The following is a 16,347-nucleotide window of genomic DNA, read 5'->3' on the forward strand; positions in this document are numbered from 1 at the left end:
TTCTGTGACCCGCACTCGCCCTGGCAGCGGGGCACCAACGAGAACACCAACGGGCTCTTACGACAGTACTTCCCGAAGGGCACTGACCTGTCGTTCCATGGACCAGGGATCCTTGAGAACGTCGCAGCGGAATTAAACAGCCGGCCCCGAAAGCGCCACGGCTACCGAACTCCGGCAGAGGTCCTCGACGGGATACTCTCAGGTCCAGAGAATCAAACCGGTGTTGCGCTCACCGCATGAATTCGCCGTCTTATAAAACTACGATTTTCTGAGACACCGTCGTCTCGACGAGGCCAGTCGATCTCTCGGCGTCGCGGCGTGGTTGAGCTCCGTCTAGCGTCGGCCTGCTAAGGCTCGCTCCAGCGGGATGCTGCCGTCCTGCCACGGCGTCAGAACCCAGACCAGCAGATACGCTCCGACTCCCAACACCGGAAGCAAGAAGGACAGGAAGATCACCAGGCGGACCAACCACACGTTGAATCCGAACTTCTCGGCAATGCTTCCCCCGATGCCTCCGACGACGCGCCCAGGTCCCCGCCGGTAACCGATCCTGCGGATAGATCCAAAGAGTTTTTCCATGCCCTTGATAGTACGCGAGTCCCGCCCGGCCGCCCCGGCCCCGTCAAATCGCTTCGGCCTGGTCATGGCCCCTATCCGGGCAGTGCTGGCTGGCCGATCCTGGAGGCCTGGGCGCACTGAAGAGGAGTCACCGCTGCGGAGGCAGTCCCTGGATGACCTCGTGGTCCTTCTCGATCAGCCCGACCTTGGCCGCGCCGCCGGGTGACCCGACCTCGTCAAAGAACTCGACGTTGGCGCGGTAGTACTCGGACCACTGCTCAGGCACATCGTCTTCGTAGTAGATGGCCTCCACCGGGCAGACCGGTTCGCAGGCGCCGCAGTCCACGCATTCGTCGGGGTGGATGTAGAGCGAACGCTCACCCTCGTAGATGCAGTCCACAGGGCATTCGTCGATGCAGGCCTTGTCCTTCAGATCCACGCAGGGCAGCGCGATGATGTAGGTCATCGGGTGGCCCCCTGCAGTGCCCGGGAGATCTGCACCATATCCTCCCGTGAGACCACCTTGACCCGTTCGCGACTGGAGCCGTCGGCGAGCTGGTGCTGAGTCCCGAGGCGCTGCTCGTGGGCGTCCAGGGCCAGCCACCCGTCCCAGGAGGTCGTCTGCACACCGCGCTCCTGGAGCAGCTCGACCACATCCGCGTCCGACGCCTCGAGGTCCGAGAGATGCGGCAGGTCCTCGAGCAGGTTCCCGATGGTCTCGGCGGCGTCGCTCTTGGTATGACCGATCAGTCCCACCGGACCGCGCTTGATCCACCCGGTGGCATAGAGCCCGGGGATGGGCGCGCCGTCGGCGTCGATCACGCGTCCTGCGCGGTGTGGGATCACGCCGCGGTCGGCGTCGAAGGGCACCTGTGCCAGCGGGCTGCCGAAGTAGCCGACGGCGCGATAGACGGCCTGGACCGCATAGTCGAGGTGCTCTCCGGTGCCGCGCGCGTTACCGCTGCCGTCGAGCTGCTGGCGTTCGAACCGGATGCCGGTGACCTTGCCGTCCTCCCCGGTGATCTCCACCGGGGAGTGCAGGAAGTGCAGGTGGAGTCTGCGTGAGGCCGGCTGCACCTGCGGGTCGGACTGCCGCTCCTCCTGCTCGAGCAGCCAGTTCGTCAGCGTGCTGACCATCGTCTTCACCTGGTTGTTGGACTTGATCAGGGCGTCCGAGGCGTCGTCGAACTCGAAGTCCTCCTCGTAGAGCACGATGTCGACGTCGCGGCTGTGCGAGAGCTCGCGCAGCTCCAGCGGGGTGAACTTCACCTGGGCCGGGCCGCGACGGCCGAACACGTGCACGTCGGTGACGGCGGAGGATCTCAGGCCCTGGTAGACGTTCTCCGGGATCTCCGTGGTGAGCAGATCATCGGCGTGCTTGCTCAGGATCCGTGCGACGTCCAGCGCCACGTTGCCGTTGCCCAGCACCGCGATCTGCGCGGCGTCCAGCGGCCAGCTGCGCGGGTAGTCGGGGTGACCGTCGTACCAGGACACGAAGTCCGCTGCGCCGAAAGATCCCTCCAGCGCGATCCCCGGGAGGTTCAGCTCCGCGTCACCGATCGCGCCGGTCGCGAAGATCACCGCGTGGTAGCGCCGCCGCAGGTCCTCCAGGGTCAGGTCCGTGCCGTAGTCCACGTTGCCGATGAACCGGATCCGGCCGCGGTCCATGACCTTGTGCAGCGCCTTGACGATGCCCTTGATCCGCGGGTGATCAGGGGCGACACCGTAGCGGATCAGCCCGAAGGGCGCCGGGTATCGATCGAACAGGTCGATCGTGATGTCCTCCCCGTCCTCGGAGCGGGACAGGAGGTCTGCGGCGTACACGCCGGCCGGGCCGCTGCCGATGATGGCGATGCGAGGGGTCTGCTCAGTCATGGTGGGATCTCTCCAGGGAAGCGCCTGCCAGGGCAGGCGCCGGGATCTTAGATGTGGGGACTGTGGATGCGGGGGTCTCGGATGCGGGGCTCGTCGGGGCCGGGAACTGGGGCCAGTCGTGGGCGAGGGTGACCACGTCGCCGACGACGATCACGGCGGGGTTCTGCACGCGGCGCTGCACCGCCAGGTCCGCGATTCCGCCGAGCCGGCCCAGCGTCACCCGCTGGTCCGGGGTGCAGCCGGACTCGATGATGCCCACCGGGGTCTCAGCGTCGAAGCCGTGGACCATCAGCTGCGTGGCCGAGCGGCGGAGGGTCTTGACCCCCATCAGGATCACCAGCGTGTGTCCGGAGGCGCGCGGCACGACGTCGAGGTCCTCATGCCCGGAGATCACGGTGAATCCCCGGGAGAGGCCGCGGTGGGTCAGCGGGATCCCGGCGGCGGCCGGGACCGCGATCGCCGAGGTGATGCCCGGGACGACCTCGGTCTCGATGCCGAAGCGGCGGCAGTGTTCCCGCTCCTCCGAGCCGCGGCCCAGGATGTAGGGATCACCTCCCTTGAACCGGACCACCCGCCGGCCGGCGAGCGCGTGGGTGACCAGCAGCGCGTTGATCTCGTCCTGGGTCGCGGCGTGGTTCCCCGGCGCCTTGCCGACGTCGATGATCTCCACGTCCGGGGCGAGTTCCTCGAGCAGTCCGCGCGGTCCGAGCCGGTCGGCGATCACGACGTCGGCGAGGCCGAGCAGCTCCCGGCCGCGGACCGTGACCAGCGCATCGTCGCCGGGGCCGCCTCCAATCAGCGCGACGGGACCGATCGTGGGGCTTGTCAGACTTGTCATGAGTTCAGCCAATCTTCGTCGCTGTCCGGCGCGGTCGCGTCGGCGTCCTGTGGATCGGGAAGCTGGATCATCGCCGCGGCCAGGGTGTTGCCGTCCGCAGGGTCGATCAGCAGTCCGGCACCGGTGCGTTTGGAGACCGCGTAGTCATCCACGGGCAGCACCGAGGCGAGCCGGAGGGTCACGGTGCCGATGTCGTTGAGCTGAAGCTGATCTGCCGGCCCGGAGCGCAGCGTGGTCAGATCGAGACGATCGCTCACCTCGGTCACCAGGGCCTTGATCGTGGCGGTGCCATGTTTGAACAGCACCCGGCTGCCCGCGACGGCGGGACGCTGATGCAGCCAGGCCACCTGCAGGGTCACCTCATCGAGTTCGACGGCGGGGCGCTGCGGATCGGTGAGCACGCTGCCGCGCGCGACGTCGTGGTCTCCGGCCAGGCGGATGGTCAGCGACTCCCCCGCGGCGGCGACCTCTGGCTCCGGGCCGGACGTCCCGGCTGTGGACGTCGCTGCTGTCGATGTGTCAGCCGCGTGCTGTGCCTGCAGCCTGGTGCGTTCCAGCGCCGTGACCTCGGTGAGCTGGTTCCCCGGCTGGATCCGCACCCTGTCACCCGCCCGCAGGGTCCCCGCGGCGATCTGCCCGGCATAGCCCCGGTATCCGTCGTGAGCGCGGATCACGCTCTGGACCGGAAGTCGCAGCGGTTCGGCCCGGCGCGCAAGGGCGTCGGCGTCGGGGAGCTGCTCCAGGATCGGCAGCAGCGCCTGGCCGCTGTACGCCGAGGCACCCTGGGCCTGCGGGGTGTACCAGGGGGTGCGCGCGGAGGTGGTGACGACGTTGTCCCCGTGCAGCGCGGAGACCGGCACGACGATCGGCTCGGGGCCATCCGGGGACCCGTTCCGCCCAGGGCCGCGCAGCTCCCGGGCGACCTGGAGGATGTCACGCTCCGCCGCGCGGAAGGCCTCCTCGCGGTAGTCCACGGCGTCGATCTTGTTGACCGCGACGATCACATGCTCCACGCGCAGCAGGGTGGCCACCGCGAGATGCCGGCGGGTCTGCTCGACCACGCCGTGGCGCACGTCCACCAGAAGCACCACGGCATCGGCGGTCGAGGCGCCGGTGACGGTGTTGCGGGTGTACTGGACGTGGCCCGGGCAGTCAGCCAGCACGAAGCTGCGCCGATCGGTGGCGAAGTAGCGATAGGCCACGTCGATGGTGATGCCCTGCTCGCGCTCATCGCGCAGTCCGTCGGTCAGCAGCGCGAGGTCCAGGGCCGGCCCGGCGTCGGGGTCGTCCCCAGCGTCAGAGCCCGCGGGGGCCGCGCCGAAGCCTCGCTCTGCGGAGCTGCGGGTCACGGCGGCGAGCTGGTCGGAGAGGATGGCATGGGCGTCGTGGAGAAGCCGCCCGACCAGGGTGGATTTGCCGTCGTCGACGCTTCCGGCGGTGGCCAGGCGCAGCAGCGTGCCCGGGGTGGGTGTCTGGGTCATCAGAAGTATCCGTCCTTCTTGCGGTCCTCCATGGCGGCCTCGCTGAGCCGGTCATCGGCGCGGGTGGCGCCGCGCTCGGTGACGGTCGCGCTGGCGACCTCGTTCAGGACCAGGTCGTTGGTGGTGGCGAGGGAGCGCACGGCACCGGTGCAGGACATGTCCCCCACGGTCCGATAGCGCACCCAGAGCCGTTCGACGGGCTCGTCCTCGGCGGGCAGGCTGTGGGGTCCGACGGCGCGGACCATGCTGTCGCGGTGGAAGACCTCACGTTCGTGGGCGTAGTAGAGCGAGGGCAGCGCGATGTCCTCCAGCGCGATGTAGCGCCAGATGTCGAGCTCGGTCCAGTTGCTGATCGGGAAGGCGCGGACATGCTGACCGGGCCGGTGCCGACCGTTGTAGAGGTTCCACAGCTCCGGACGCTGGTTGCGCGGATCCCACTGGCCGAACTCATCACGCAGCGAGAGGATCCGTTCCTTGGCCCGGGCCCGGTCCTCATCGCGGCGCGCACCGCCGAAGAGCGCATCGAACCGGTGCTCCGCGATGGTGTTCAGCAGCGGCACGGTCTGCAGCGGGTTGCGGGTGCCATCGGCGCGTTCCTGCAGGGCGCCGGCGTCGATGAGCTGCTGCACCGAGCCGATCACCAGGCGCAGACCGTGACGCTCCACGGTGCGGTCCCGGAACTCGAGGACCTCCGGGAAGTTGTGCCCGGTGTCGATATGGACCACCGGGAAGGGGACGGGACCGGGAGCGAAGGCCTTGATCGCGAGGTGGAGCATCACCACCGAGTCCTTGCCGCCGGAGAAGAGCATCGCGGGGCGGTCGAACTCCGCCACGACCTCACGGATGATGTGGATCGCTTCGGCTTCCAGTCGTGCCAGCACCGCGGTGCCCGCAGGTGCCGGCGGAGCGGTCGGTGCCTCGGTGGAGAGCGCACTGGTCATGGGGGGCCTTTCGGTATGGGTCAGGCGGAGCAGAGGATGGTCGGTGAGACGACGACGGCGCCGCCACCGGGGGATCGGCGGAGCGTCTGCAGGGCTGGGAGCGCCCGACGGCGGGTGCGGCTAGGCCGTCGCCTCGGTGGTGTGGATGCCGCATTCGACCTTCCCTGATCCGGCCCAGCGGCCCGAGCGAGGGTCCTCCCCCGGCGCCACCGGGAGGGTGCAGGGCTTGCACCCGATGGAGGGGTAGCCGTTGTAGAGCAGCGGATTCACCGGCAGGCCGTGCTGCCGCGAATACTCCACCAGGTCATCGAAGCTCCAAGTGGCAAGCGGGTTGACCTTGATCAGGCCGTGCAGCTCGTCCCAGGTCACCAGGGGCGTGTCGACCCTGGTCGGCGCCTCGTCGCGGCGGACACCGGTGAACCAGAGCCGGTAGCCGGTGAGCACCTCGCCCAGCGGGTCCATCTTGCGCATCCGGCAGCAGGCGGCCGGATCGGTCTTGAACAGGTCCTTGCCGTGGACCCGGTCCTGCTCGGCCACGCTGAGCCGAGGCAGGACATCGACGACGGTGACGTCGAGCGCGCGAGCCACCTCGTTGCGTGCCGCGATGGTCTCCACGAAGTGATAACCGGTCTCCAGGAACAGCACGTCCACGCTGGGAAGCTGGTCGGCGACCAGGGCCGGCAGGACCGAGTCCTGCATCGAGCAGGCCACTGCGACCTCACGCGGGGAGAAGTTCTCGGCCACCCAGGCGATGACGTCCTCAGCGCGGGCCTCCCAGCCCAGCGCCTCCGCCCCGGATGCAGCGAGGGCGCGGGACGCCTCGGCGCTGGGCGCAGGGCCGTCGCCGGTGGTGTTCGGGGTCGGGTTCGTCATGAGACCGTCTCTTTCTGGGGTTCCTCCAGCTGCGGCTCTGGTTCCTCCAGCTGCAGATGGTCCTCGTCCACCCGATGGGCCCAGGCTGCGAAGGTCTCATTGGAGCTGTCCCGGGTGGCCAGGTAGCGACGGATCAGCGCCTCGGTGTAGTCGACCAGCCCCTCCACGGTGACCTTCAGGCCGCGGACCGTCCGTCCGAGCCCTGGATCCTCCCGATCGGAGGAGGCAAGTCCCCCGCCCAGGTGGACTTGGAAGCCGGGCGTCTTCTCGCCGTCGGGGTCGGGCAGCAGCTGTCCCTTGAGCCCGATGTCGGCGGTCTGGATGCGGGCGCAGGAGTTCGGGCAGCCGTTGATGTGCAGGGTGAGCCGCTCGGGCAGCTGGTCGGCCACGTCCGCGAGCCGGATCTCCAGCGCCGAGATCGTCTTCTGGGCGGTGGTCTTGGTCTCCACGATCGCCAGCTTGCAGAACTCGATGCCGGTGCAGGCCATGGTGGATCGGCGGAAGACCGTGGGGTCGGGGTCGAGTCCCAGCTCGCTCAGTCCGGCCTTGACCGTGGCGAGGTTCTGCTCGGGCACGTCGAGCACCACGAGCTTCTGGTGCGGGGTGGTGCGCAGCCGGTAGGACCCGTTGGCCTCCAGCAGCTCGGCCAGCTTCACCAGCAGCTCCCCGTTGACCCGGCCGACGACGGGAGCGGCGCCGATGTAGTAGCGCCCGTCCTTCTGCCGGTGGACGCCCACGTGATCCCCTGGGCGGCTCGGCGCGGGAGCAGGCAGCCCGTCCCGCAGTCGGTGGCCCAGGTACTCGTCCTCGACGACCTGCCGGAACTTCTCCGGGCCCCAGTCGTTGAGCAGGAACTTCAGCCTCGCCTTCTGCCGCAGTCGCCGGTAGCCGTAGTCGCGGAAGACCTGGGTCACCGCGTGCCACACATCCGGCGCCTCGTCCTCGGTGGTGAAGACCCCGAGGCGCTCGGCCAGCCGCGGGTTGGTGGAGAGTCCCCCGCCGACCCAGACGTCGTAGCCCGGGCCGTGTTCGGGGTGCACCACGCCGACCAGGCCGAAGTCGTTGATCTCATGGACCACGTCCTGGCTGGGGTGTCCGGTGATCGCGGTCTTGTACTTGCGCGGGAGGTTCGAGAGCGTCGAATCCCCGATGTAACGGCGGGCGATCTCCGCGATCACCGGAGTCGGGTCGATGATCTCCTCTGCGCAGATGCCTGCCACGGGAGAGCCCAGGATCACCCGCGGAACGTCTCCGCAGGCCTCCGTGGTGCCCAGGTCCACGGACTCGAGACGGCGCCAGATCTCCGGGACGTCCTCGACCCGCACCCAGTGCAGCTGGATGTTCTGCCGGTCGGTCAGGTCCGCGGTGTTGCGGGCGAAGTCCACGGCGATCTGACCGACCACACGCAGCTGCTCGGTGGTCAGTGCGCCGCCGTCGATCCGGACCCGGAGCATGAAGTACTTGTCGTCGACCTCCTCCGGGGGCAGCGAGTTGTGCGCACCGGCGGGGACGCCGGGGCGACGCTGGGTGTAGAGGCCCCACCAGCGGAACCGGCCGCGCAGATCATCGGAGTGGATCGAGTCGAAGCCCTCCTTGGAGTAGACCTGTTCGATCCGCTCGCGGACGTTCAGGCCGTCATCTGCCTGCTTGAGCTCCTCATTGTGGTTCAGCGGGTCCTTGCCGTCGATCTTCCACTGCCCGTTGGGCCGTGGGGATGAACGGTCGGGCCGCCGGCTTGCGGCGGACGTCGTAGCTGTATCGGTCGACAAAATGCCTCCATCGTTCCCGGCGTGAGCACCCGGCATGTGCATGTCAGATCCGGGTTGCTGCGGCGTCGTCGAGCCAGGTCTCTCAGCCGCTCTGGATGGTCGGTCGCCCTCGTGCGGGGCGATAGCTCCACACTAAAATACAATGATGAACTTATCAAACCTATGTGTCATTAAAGTTCACGCTGTGGTGAAACGTGGATCGCGTGACGCCCGTCGTGGACCCACTGGCCGAACCCTCCCGGGAAGAGCACCGGGTCGAAGCCTGCCGCGCTGAGCGCGAGCACCGCATGCGTGGAGTGGACTCCGGAGGCGCAGTAGCAGTGGAGGGGAACTCCGGGCACCACCCCGAGCTCCAGGTAGCGCTGGCGCAGCTGGGCGGCCGGAAGCAGCCGACCCCGCTCGTCGACGTTTCCGGTGACCGGTGCGTTCAGCGCCCCCGGGATGTGCCCGTCCCCGGCGAAGCGCTGGGCGGATCGGGCGTCGATCAGCTGCGCCTCGGGTCCGAGGGCCGCGATCTCATCCGGGGCGGCAGTCTTCATCGTCCCGAACCTGATCTGCGTCTCCGTGGCCTCGGGCAGCTCGAAGCCCTCGGCGAGTGCATGCCCGGCCTGGGTCCAGGCGCGCAGCGAGCCGTCGAGCACCCGCACATCGGCCAGCCCCGCATGGCGCAGCAGCCACCAGGCGCGCGCCGAGGAGAAGTTCTTCAGATCGTCATAGACCACCACGGTGTCCTGCGGTCCGATGCCCCAGCGGCGCACCGAGTCCTGGAACGCGGCAGGGTCGGGAAGCGGATGCGGGCCCTCGGCTGCGGGCCGTCCCGGGGCGCTGAGCTCGTACTCCAGGTCGACGAACACGGCCCCCGGGATGTGCCCGGCCAGGTATTCGGGAAGGCCCTCCGGGCGGTCTTGCCGCCATCGGACGTCGAGCAGGGTCAGCGGCGCACCGGTGCGCTGGAGGGCGCGGAGCTCCTCCACGGTGATGCTGACCTCCGGCGAGGCGGGCGCGCCGGTCATGGCGTCCCCTGCAGCTCGGCCACGGAGGCTGGCACGGACGCGGAGGCCGGCACGGGGACGGCCTGGGAATACCGCTCCAGCACGAGGTCGACCAGCTGTGCCGGAGCCGTGGGGCGGCCGGGAGCCAGCAGCGGCTCGGTGGTCAGGTCGGCGCCGGCCGACTCCAGCAGGGTCTGGAAGTAGCCCGGTGCCAGCAGGTAGCTCGCCACCACCACGCGCCGTCCGGGGTGCTCGGCGCGGGCCCGCGCCACGGCCGCGGTGACGCTGGGCTGCGCGAAGGAGAGATAGGACTCGTGGACTGTGACTCCGAGGTGGTGGGCGAGCATCGCGGCGGCGGTTCCGCAGTCGCGGACCGCTGAGGTGTCGGAGGAGCCTGCCGCACCGAGGATGATGATGTCGCGGTCGGGATCGGCGCCGACCTCCCCCAGCCGGTGGGCCAGCAGCTCGGTGAGTCGATCATCGGGTCCCAGCGCGCGGCACAGCGTGGCCGGCCGGTCGAGGTCCTGCATCGCCTCGCGCAGATCCACGTTGACGTGGAACCCGGTGGAGAGCAGCAGCGGCACGATGGTCGCGCCCATGCCCGCAGGAAGACTCGCCAGGGTGGCGTCGACGTCGGGCTGCTGCACGTCGACGTGGCCGAGCCGCACCGAGGGCGGGCTCGCCGGCGCAGTCCCGGGTGACGCTGGGGCGTGAAGCCGGTGGGCGACGTCGTCGATGAGCTGACGCACCACGGCCTGACCGCGCTTCGAGGAGGTGCCGTGCGATATGCCTACGAGCGCTGCTGTCTGTGTTCGCATAGGTGCACAGTAGTGGCCGACGTCAGAGGATGCACCATTATGAACATTGATATGAACGTTTATTTCCTGGTGCAGCGGTCAGCGCGGTGGGAGCAGCGGCGCGGTCAGCCCCGGCCCTCGGCGAATCCGGTGAAGCGCTGCGCCACCGCGGCGCCTCCGTCGGCCTCGGTGGTGACCACCATGATCGTGTCGTCTCCGGCGATGCAGCCCAGGATCTCCGGGATCCCGGCGTGGTCCACGGCGCTGGCGAGGAACTGCGCCGCACCAGGCGGGGTGCGCAGGATGACCAGGTTCGCGCTGGGCTCGGCGGAGACCAGCAGGTCCTTGCACAGCGCGATCAGCCGCGCCGTCGTCGTGGCGTCGGTCTGATCGGCCTGCAGCTCACGGTCGTGTCCGTCGGAGGGCACCGCGTAGATCAGCGCGCCCTGGGTGCCGCGCACCCGGGCGGCGCCGATCTCCACCAGATCCCGGGAGAGCGTCCCCTGGGTGACGGTGACGCCGGCGTCGGCGAGGCGTTCAGCCAGCTCGGCCTGGGAGCGTACCTGGGAGCGCGAGATCAGCTCGCGGATCTTCGCGTGCCGGGCGGTCTTGGTGGTGGGAGCCATCTCAGCGCTCCGCCGCCCGGACCAGCTCCACGGTCTGCGCATCGGCCAGCCCGGAGTGCACCAGCAGCCAGGCCATCAGCGCCTTCTGCGCGTGCAGCCGGTTCTCCGCCTCGTCCCAGACCACCGACTGCGGGCCCTCGATGACCTCGGCGCTGATCTCCACGCCGCGGTAGGCCGGCAGGCAGTGCAGGACGACGGCGCCCGGTGCGGCGTGTGCCATGGCGGCGGCGTCGACCCGGTAGTCCCCGAAGAGCTGGAGCCGCTGCTGCTTCTCCTCCTCCTGCCCCATCGAGACCCAGGTGTCGGTGGCCACCGCGTCGGCGCCGGTCAGCGCCTGGACCGGGTCGGTGGTGATCAGCACCTTGGCTCCGGTCTGCTCGGCGCGGGCCTGGGCGGCGTCGATGATGTGCTGCTCGGGCAGGTAGCCGGCGGGACCGGCGATGCGCACGTCCATGCCGGCGTTGACCCCGGCGAGCAGGTAGGAGTTCGCCATGTTGTTCGCCGCGTCCCCCAGGTAGGCCAGCGATCGGCCCGCGGTGGAACCGAGGTGTTCGCGCAGGGTCAGCAGGTCCGCCAGCAGCTGGCACGGGTGATAGTCATCGGAGAGCGCGTTGATGACCGGGACGGCGCTGTGCTGGGCCATCTCCTCCAGTCCCGAGTGGGCGTAGGTGCGCCAGATGATCAGGCTGACCATGCGATCGAGCACCCGGGCGGTGTCCGCGATGGTCTCCTTGTGCCCGAGCTGGGACTCCCCGGGGTTGACCACCAGCGGGGAGCCGCCGAGGGCGGAGATCCCGGCCGCGAAGGAGAATCGGGTCCGGGTGGAGGTCTTGTCGAAGAACACCGCGGCCGTCTGTGGGCCCGCCAGGGCCTTGATCGCATACGGATCGGCCTTCATCTGCGCGGCGAGGGTGAGCACCTGGTCGAGCTCGGCGGGGCTGAGGTCGAGGTCGGTGAGGAAGTGGCGGACGGTCATGAGGTGCTCCTGCGGTGGATCTCGGGAAGGGCGTCGATGAACTGCTGGATCTGTTCCACGCTGATGATCAGCGGCGGAGCCAGGCGCAGGGTCCTCGGTCCCGTGGCGTTGATGATGAAACCGGCCTCGAGCGCGGCGGTGACCATGGCGGGCGCGAGCGCGGCGCCGGTCCCGGCAGCGTCCTCGGCTCCGGCGGTCTCGACGTCGAAGCCGATCAGCAGTCCGTGGGCACGGACCGCGGTGACGAAGTCCAGGGCGGCGAGCCTGCTGGCCGCGTAGGCGCTGACCTCCCGGACGTGACGGAGCAGGTCGGTGGACTCGATGACGTGCAGGGTGGCCAGCGCGGCTGCCGTGGCGGCGGGATTGCCGCCGAAGGTGGTGCCGTGCTGGCCGGGGTTCAGCAGCGAGCTGGCATGGTCCCCGAAGGTCAGCATCGCCCCGATCGGGAATCCGCCGCCGAGTCCCTTGGCCAGGGTCATCGCGTCGGGGAGCACCGGGGCCGGACCCGCACCGGAGTCATCTGAGGCGCCTGAGCCGCCAGAGCCGCCATGGGCCGACTCTTCACCCGAGCCGGCCGGGGCGGAGGCGAACCAGGATCCGGTGCGGCCGATGCCGGACTGGACCTCGTCGAAGATCAGCAGCGCCCCGGCGGCGCGGGTGATCTCGCGGGCCGCCTCGAGGTAGCCGGCTGGGTGGCCGTGGACCCCGGCCTCGCCCTGGACGGGTTCGATGATCACGGCGGCCACGGTCTCATCGACCGCTGCGCGCAGCGCCTCGGCGTCTCCGGCGGGCACCCATTCGACGCCGCCGGGCAGCGGCTCGAAGGGTTCGCGGTAGCTGGGCTTGTGCGTCATCGACAGCGCGCCCATGGTGCGTCCGTGGAAGCCGTGCTCCAGCGCGATGATCCGTGGTCGGGCTGTCCCGCCGTGGCGGCGGGCCAGCTTGAACGCGGCCTCATTGGCCTCGGTGCCGGAGTTGGTGAAGAACGCCTTGGAGCCGGCAGGGGCCTGTGCCAGGTGCAGCAGCTTCTCGGCCAGCGCGATCTGGGTCGGGCTGGTGAAGAAGTTCGAGATGTGCCCCAGCGTGCTCAGCTGGGAGGAGACCACGCTGGTGATCAGCGGGTGGGCGTGGCCCAGCGCGTTGACCGCGATGCCGCCGAGCAGGTCGAGGTACTCCCGGCCGTCGGCGTCCCAGACGGTGGCGCCGGAGCCGCGGACCAGCACCCGCTGCGGGGTGCCGAAGACGCCGAGCAGGGATTCGGTGTAGCGCGCCAGCAGCTGCGCCCCGGGCTCGACGGCGAGTGCCGCGGTGTTGAGGTCAGCACTGTTGAGGTCAGCACTCCTGAGGTTCCCCCTGTGGAGGTCATTGCCGTCTGCGCCTGAAGAGCTGTGGTCTGAGTGTGCGGCGTGCGCGTCGGGCGTGCTCTGCGGGCTCATGCGGTCTCCTCATCGGGAACGATCTGGGTGCCGACGCCCTCGGTGGTGACGATCTCCAGGAGCATCGAGTGGGGCGCCCGGCCATCGACGACGTGGGCGCGCGGGACCCCGGCCTCCACGGCCTTCAGCGCCGCGGTCATCTTCGGGATCATGCCCGACTCCAGGCTGGGCAGCATGGCGCGCAGATCGGTGGTGCTCAGCGAGGAGATCAGCGAGGACTTGTCCGGCCAGTTGGCGTAGAGGCCCTCCACGTCGGTGAGCATGACCAGCTTGGCGGCGCCCAGCGCGGAGGCGACGGCGGCGGCGGCAAGGTCTGCATTGACGTTGAGCACCTCCCCGGTGGGGGCGGCGTCGGCGGCGGTGGAGTCGAACTCCGGGGCGATGGTGGAGATCACCGGGATGCGTCCGGCGGCGAGCAGGTCGGTGATCGCGTCGGGGTTGACCCCGCTGACCTCGCCGACCAGGCCGAGGTCAACGGTCTCGCCGTCGATCTCCACGGTGGTGCGGGTGGCGCGCAGCAGCGCGGCGTCCTCCCCGGAGAGGCCCACGGCGTAGGGGCCGTGGCTGTTGATCAGGCCGATGAGCTCGCGGCCGACCTGCCCGGTGAGCACCATCCGGACCACGTCCATGGCCTCGGGTGTGGTCACCCGCTGACCGGCGCGGAACTCGGATTCGATGCCGAGGGTCTCGAGCATCGCGTTGATCTGCGGGCCTCCCCCGTGCACGACGACCGGGTTGACCCCGACGTGGCGCAGGAAGACCACGTCCTCGGCGAAGGCGCGGCGCAGCTCGTCGTTGATCATGGCGTTGCCGCCGTACTTGATCACGATGGTCTCACCGGCGAACTTCTGGATCCAGGGCAGCGCCTCGACCAGGACGGAGGCCTTCTCACCGGCGGAGCTCAGGCTCCCGGCGTCGCGCGGTTTCATGCTGGAGGTCATCGGGGTCCTTCTTCAGCTGGAGTAGGCAGAGTTCTCATGCACGTAGTCATGGGTCAGGTCGTTGGTGAGGATCGTGGCCTCGGCGGCGCCGGCCTTGAGGTCGATGACGACCTTCACGTGGCGCCCGCTGAGGTCCACCAGGTCTCGGTCATCGCCGATGCCTCCGGCCCGGCAGATCCACACCCCGTTGACGCTGACGTCGATGGTGGAGGGGTCGAAGTCGACGTCGGTGGTGCCGACCGCGGAGAGGATCCGGCCCCAGTTGGGGTCCTGTCCGAAGATCGCGGTCTTGAACAGGTTGGACCGGGCCACGGAGCGGCCCGCGGTCTCGGCCTGTTCCTCGGTGGCGGCGTTGATCGTGGAGATCGCGATCTCGTGGTGGGCGCCCTCGGCGTCGGCGATCAGCTGGGTCGCGAGGTCCTGACACACCTGGTTCAGCGCTGCCTGGAACTCGGAGAGGTCCACGCCGGAGGGGTCGGCCTCCGGGTGCGCACCCGAGGCCATCGCGATCACGGTGTCATTGGTGGACATGCAGCCGTCGGAGTCGGCGCGGTTGAAGCTGAGCCGCACGGCCTCGCGCAGCGCGGCGTCGAGGTCGGGCTGCGCGATCACGGCGTCGGTGGTGAGAACCGAGAGCATTGTGGCCATCCCGGGGGCGAGCATTCCGGCGCCCTTGGCCATCCCGCCGATGGTGAAGTCCGCACCGGTCGCGGTCGAGACCTTCATGACCGAGTCGGTGGTCATGATGGCCTGCGCCGCCCGATGTCCGGCGGTCTCGGCCGGTTCCAGCTGCCCGACGGCGGCGTCGATCCCGGTCAGCAGCGCGGGCATGTCCAGGCGCACCCCGATCAGCCCGGTGGAGCAGACCAGCACGTCACCGGCGGAGACGTCCGCCCCGGTGGCCTGCAGCTTCTCGGCCACGACCTCGGCGGTCTGGTGGGTGTCAGCGAAGCCCGGGGCTCCGGTGCAGGCATTGGCGCCGCCGGAGTTCAGCACCACGGCGTCGGCGCGCCCGTCGGTGATCGCCTGCTGGGACCAGAGCACCGGGGCCGCGGCGACCCGGTTGGTGGTGAACACGGCGGCCGCGTGCTTATCGGGTCCGTGGTTGAGCACCAGCGCGACGTCGCGCGGCGCGTGGCCCTCGGCGTCGGCGGACTTCAGCCCGGCGGCGATGCCTGCGGCGCTGAATCCGGTCGCGGCGGTGACACTCATGGGGAGACTCCCAGCAGGTTGAGCCCGGTGGTCTCCTCGAGACCCAGGGCGATGTTCATGGACTGCACGGCGCCGCCGGCGGTGCCCTTGGTCAGGTTGTCGGCGGCCGAGATGACGACGGCGCGTCCGGCGTGCTCATCGATCACCAGCTGCACGGTGACGTGGTTGGAGCCCACGACCTGCTTGGTGGCGGGCCACTGGCCCTCGGGCAGCAGGTGGACGAAGGCTTCGCCGTCGTAGTGCTCGCGGTAGGCCGCGCGCAGCTGGGCCTCGGTGGTGCCGGGGGTGATCTTCGCGGTGGAGGTGGCCAGGATGCCGCGGGGCATCGGAGCCAGGGTGGGGGTGAAGGAGACCTGGACCGGGACCCCGGCCGCGTGGCCGAGTCCCTGTTCGATCTCCGGGGTGTGCCGGTGCACTCCGCCGACCCCGTAGGGACTCATCCCGCCGATGACCTCGGCGCTGAGCAGATGGGGCTTGAGCGCCTTGCCTGCGCCTGAGGTGCCGGTGGCCGCGACGATGACGATGTCGGTGGGCTGGAGCAGTCCGGCGGCCAGCCCCGGGGCGAGGCCGAGCATGACGGTGGTCGGGTAGCAGCCGGGCACCGCGATGCGCCGGGCCTCGGCGAGCCTGGCCCGCTGTCCGGGCAGCTCGGGCAGGCCGTAGGGCCAGGTGCCCTGGTGCGCGGAGCCGTAGAACTTCTCCCAGTCGGAGGCTGATTCCAGCCGGTGGTCTGCGGCGGCGTCGATCACGATGGTGTCCTCGCCCAGCTGGGCGGCGATCTCCGCGGAGGCGCCGTGGGGCAGGGCCAGGAAGACCACGTCGTGTCCGGCCAGGTTCTCCGCCGTGGTGTCGACCAGCACCCGGTCCGCCAGTGAGAGCAGGTGCGGCTGCACGCTCCCCAGCCGCTCCCCCGCGCTCGAGTGGGCGGTGACTGCACCGATCTCCACCTCGGGGTGGCCGGCCAGCAGTCGCAGGACTTCTCCCCCGGCATAGCCTGAGGCTCCGGAGACAGCGATCGAATAGGTCATGCGG

16 protein-coding genes, 1 pseudogene and 1 riboswitch are annotated in these 16,347 nt (G+C 69.7%); of the genes and pseudogenes, 1 reads left to right on the forward strand and 16 read right to left on the reverse strand.

Going from position 1 to position 16,347, the window contains the following annotated elements; genetic code table 11:
• A partial coding sequence (locus BCL67_RS12355) for an IS30 family transposase (RefSeq protein ID WP_146131157.1) occupies positions 1–240 on the forward strand: 240 nt, incomplete at its 5' end.
• A gap of 93 nt (positions 241–333) precedes the next feature.
• Here the strand turns inward: BCL67_RS12355 and BCL67_RS12360 are convergent.
• The 16 genes and pseudogenes from BCL67_RS12360 to argC form a co-directional block, all read right to left on the reverse strand.
• On the reverse strand, positions 334–579 hold the full coding sequence (locus BCL67_RS12360; RefSeq protein ID WP_106123791.1) for a PspC domain-containing protein: 246 nt from the start codon (positions 577–579) through the stop codon (positions 334–336).
• Between the two features lie 127 nt (positions 580–706).
• Complete coding sequence (fdxA, locus tag BCL67_RS12365) at positions 707–1,024, reverse strand: ferredoxin (RefSeq protein ID WP_106123735.1); 318 nt, start codon at positions 1,022–1,024, stop codon at positions 707–709.
• Positions 1,021–2,433 carry an FAD-dependent oxidoreductase gene (locus BCL67_RS12370; protein ID WP_106123736.1) on the reverse strand — a complete coding sequence of 471 codons (1,413 nt, stop codon included), beginning with the start codon at positions 2,431–2,433 and terminating at the stop codon, positions 1,021–1,023. The genes fdxA and BCL67_RS12370 overlap by 4 nt, the downstream gene beginning before the upstream one ends.
• A pseudogene (cobA, locus tag BCL67_RS12375) lies at positions 2,426–3,244 on the reverse strand (uroporphyrinogen-III C-methyltransferase); the annotation flags it as partial. The gene BCL67_RS12370 and the pseudogene cobA, both read right to left, overlap by 8 nt.
• A gap of 23 nt (positions 3,245–3,267) precedes the next feature.
• A complete protein-coding gene (locus tag BCL67_RS12380; protein ID WP_106123738.1) occupies positions 3,268–4,752 on the reverse strand; it encodes a sulfate adenylyltransferase subunit 1 in 1,485 nt (494 codons plus the stop codon).
• Positions 4,752–5,693, reverse strand: a complete 942-nt coding sequence (gene cysD, locus BCL67_RS12385; protein ID WP_106123739.1) for a sulfate adenylyltransferase subunit CysD — start codon at positions 5,691–5,693, stop codon at positions 4,752–4,754. Before cysD ends, BCL67_RS12380 begins: the two co-directional genes overlap by 1 nt.
• Before the next feature lie 120 nt (positions 5,694–5,813).
• Positions 5,814–6,566 (reverse strand): phosphoadenylyl-sulfate reductase, encoded by a 753-nt coding sequence (locus tag BCL67_RS12390; RefSeq protein ID WP_106123740.1) that lies wholly within the window; start codon positions 6,564–6,566, stop codon positions 5,814–5,816.
• Entirely contained in the window at positions 6,563–8,335 is a 1,773-nt protein-coding gene (locus BCL67_RS12395) for a nitrite/sulfite reductase (RefSeq protein ID WP_308738003.1), read from the reverse strand. Before BCL67_RS12395 ends, BCL67_RS12390 begins: the two co-directional genes overlap by 4 nt.
• 4 nt (positions 8,336–8,339) lie before the next feature.
• Positions 8,340–8,437, reverse strand: a riboswitch (SAM riboswitch).
• A gap of 68 nt (positions 8,438–8,505) precedes the next feature.
• Positions 8,506–9,348 (reverse strand): sulfurtransferase, encoded by an 843-nt coding sequence (locus BCL67_RS12400; RefSeq protein ID WP_106123741.1) that lies wholly within the window; start codon positions 9,346–9,348, stop codon positions 8,506–8,508.
• A complete protein-coding gene (locus BCL67_RS12405; protein ID WP_106123742.1) occupies positions 9,345–10,145 on the reverse strand; it encodes a sirohydrochlorin chelatase in 801 nt (266 codons plus the stop codon). Before BCL67_RS12405 ends, BCL67_RS12400 begins: the two co-directional genes overlap by 4 nt.
• Before the next feature lie 104 nt (positions 10,146–10,249).
• Positions 10,250–10,750, reverse strand: a complete 501-nt coding sequence (locus BCL67_RS12410; protein ID WP_106123743.1) for an arginine repressor — start codon at positions 10,748–10,750, stop codon at positions 10,250–10,252.
• 1 nt (position 10,751) lies between these two features.
• Positions 10,752–11,726, reverse strand: a complete 975-nt coding sequence (argF, locus tag BCL67_RS12415) for an ornithine carbamoyltransferase (RefSeq protein ID WP_106123744.1) — start codon at positions 11,724–11,726, stop codon at positions 10,752–10,754.
• Entirely contained in the window at positions 11,723–13,162 is a 1,440-nt protein-coding gene (locus BCL67_RS12420) for an acetylornithine transaminase (RefSeq protein WP_106123745.1), read from the reverse strand. Before BCL67_RS12420 ends, argF begins: the two co-directional genes overlap by 4 nt.
• On the reverse strand, positions 13,159–14,103 hold the full coding sequence (argB, locus tag BCL67_RS12425) for an acetylglutamate kinase (RefSeq protein WP_258175044.1): 945 nt from the start codon (positions 14,101–14,103) through the stop codon (positions 13,159–13,161). Before argB ends, BCL67_RS12420 begins: the two co-directional genes overlap by 4 nt.
• 12 nt (positions 14,104–14,115) lie before the next feature.
• The gene (gene argJ / locus BCL67_RS12430) at positions 14,116–15,315 is read right to left on the reverse strand and encodes a bifunctional glutamate N-acetyltransferase/amino-acid acetyltransferase ArgJ (protein WP_106123746.1); all 1,200 of its coding nucleotides are present in this window, start codon (positions 15,313–15,315) and stop codon (positions 14,116–14,118) included.
• Positions 15,312–16,343 carry an N-acetyl-gamma-glutamyl-phosphate reductase gene (gene argC, locus BCL67_RS12435; protein WP_106123747.1) on the reverse strand — a complete coding sequence of 344 codons (1,032 nt, stop codon included), beginning with the start codon at positions 16,341–16,343 and terminating at the stop codon, positions 15,312–15,314. The genes argJ and argC overlap by 4 nt, the downstream gene beginning before the upstream one ends.
• Between the last annotated feature and the right edge of the window lie 4 nt (positions 16,344–16,347).

The organism is Nesterenkonia sandarakina (assembly GCF_003003175.1).
Lineage (GTDB): Bacteria > Actinomycetota > Actinomycetes > Actinomycetales > Micrococcaceae > Nesterenkonia > Nesterenkonia sandarakina_A.

Coding starts and splice junctions, on each gene's coding strand:
- BCL67_RS12390 (WP_106123740.1), bottom strand. CDS start 6,566: ATGACGAACCCGACCCCGAACACCACCGGCGACGGCCCTGCGCCCAGC.
- BCL67_RS12420 (WP_106123745.1), bottom strand. CDS start 13,162: ATGAGCCCGCAGAGCACGCCCGACGCGCACGCCGCACACTCAGACCAC.
- BCL67_RS12405 (WP_106123742.1), bottom strand. CDS start 10,145: ATGCGAACACAGACAGCAGCGCTCGTAGGCATATCGCACGGCACCTCC.
- BCL67_RS12400 (WP_106123741.1), bottom strand. CDS start 9,348: ATGACCGGCGCGCCCGCCTCGCCGGAGGTCAGCATCACCGTGGAGGAG.
- argC (WP_106123747.1), bottom strand. CDS start 16,343: ATGACCTATTCGATCGCTGTCTCCGGAGCCTCAGGCTATGCCGGGGGA.
- fdxA (WP_106123735.1), bottom strand. CDS start 1,024: ATGACCTACATCATCGCGCTGCCCTGCGTGGATCTGAAGGACAAGGCC.
- BCL67_RS12360 (WP_106123791.1), bottom strand. CDS start 579: ATGGAAAAACTCTTTGGATCTATCCGCAGGATCGGTTACCGGCGGGGA.
- argF (WP_106123744.1), bottom strand. CDS start 11,726: ATGACCGTCCGCCACTTCCTCACCGACCTCGACCTCAGCCCCGCCGAG.
- BCL67_RS12370 (WP_106123736.1), bottom strand. CDS start 2,433: ATGACTGAGCAGACCCCTCGCATCGCCATCATCGGCAGCGGCCCGGCC.
- BCL67_RS12410 (WP_106123743.1), bottom strand. CDS start 10,750: ATGGCTCCCACCACCAAGACCGCCCGGCACGCGAAGATCCGCGAGCTG.
- cysD (WP_106123739.1), bottom strand. CDS start 5,693: ATGACCAGTGCGCTCTCCACCGAGGCACCGACCGCTCCGCCGGCACCT.
- argB (WP_258175044.1), bottom strand. CDS start 14,103: ATGACCTCCAGCATGAAACCGCGCGACGCCGGGAGCCTGAGCTCCGCC.
- argJ (WP_106123746.1), bottom strand. CDS start 15,315: ATGAGTGTCACCGCCGCGACCGGATTCAGCGCCGCAGGCATCGCCGCC.
- BCL67_RS12380 (WP_106123738.1), bottom strand. CDS start 4,752: ATGACCCAGACACCCACCCCGGGCACGCTGCTGCGCCTGGCCACCGCC.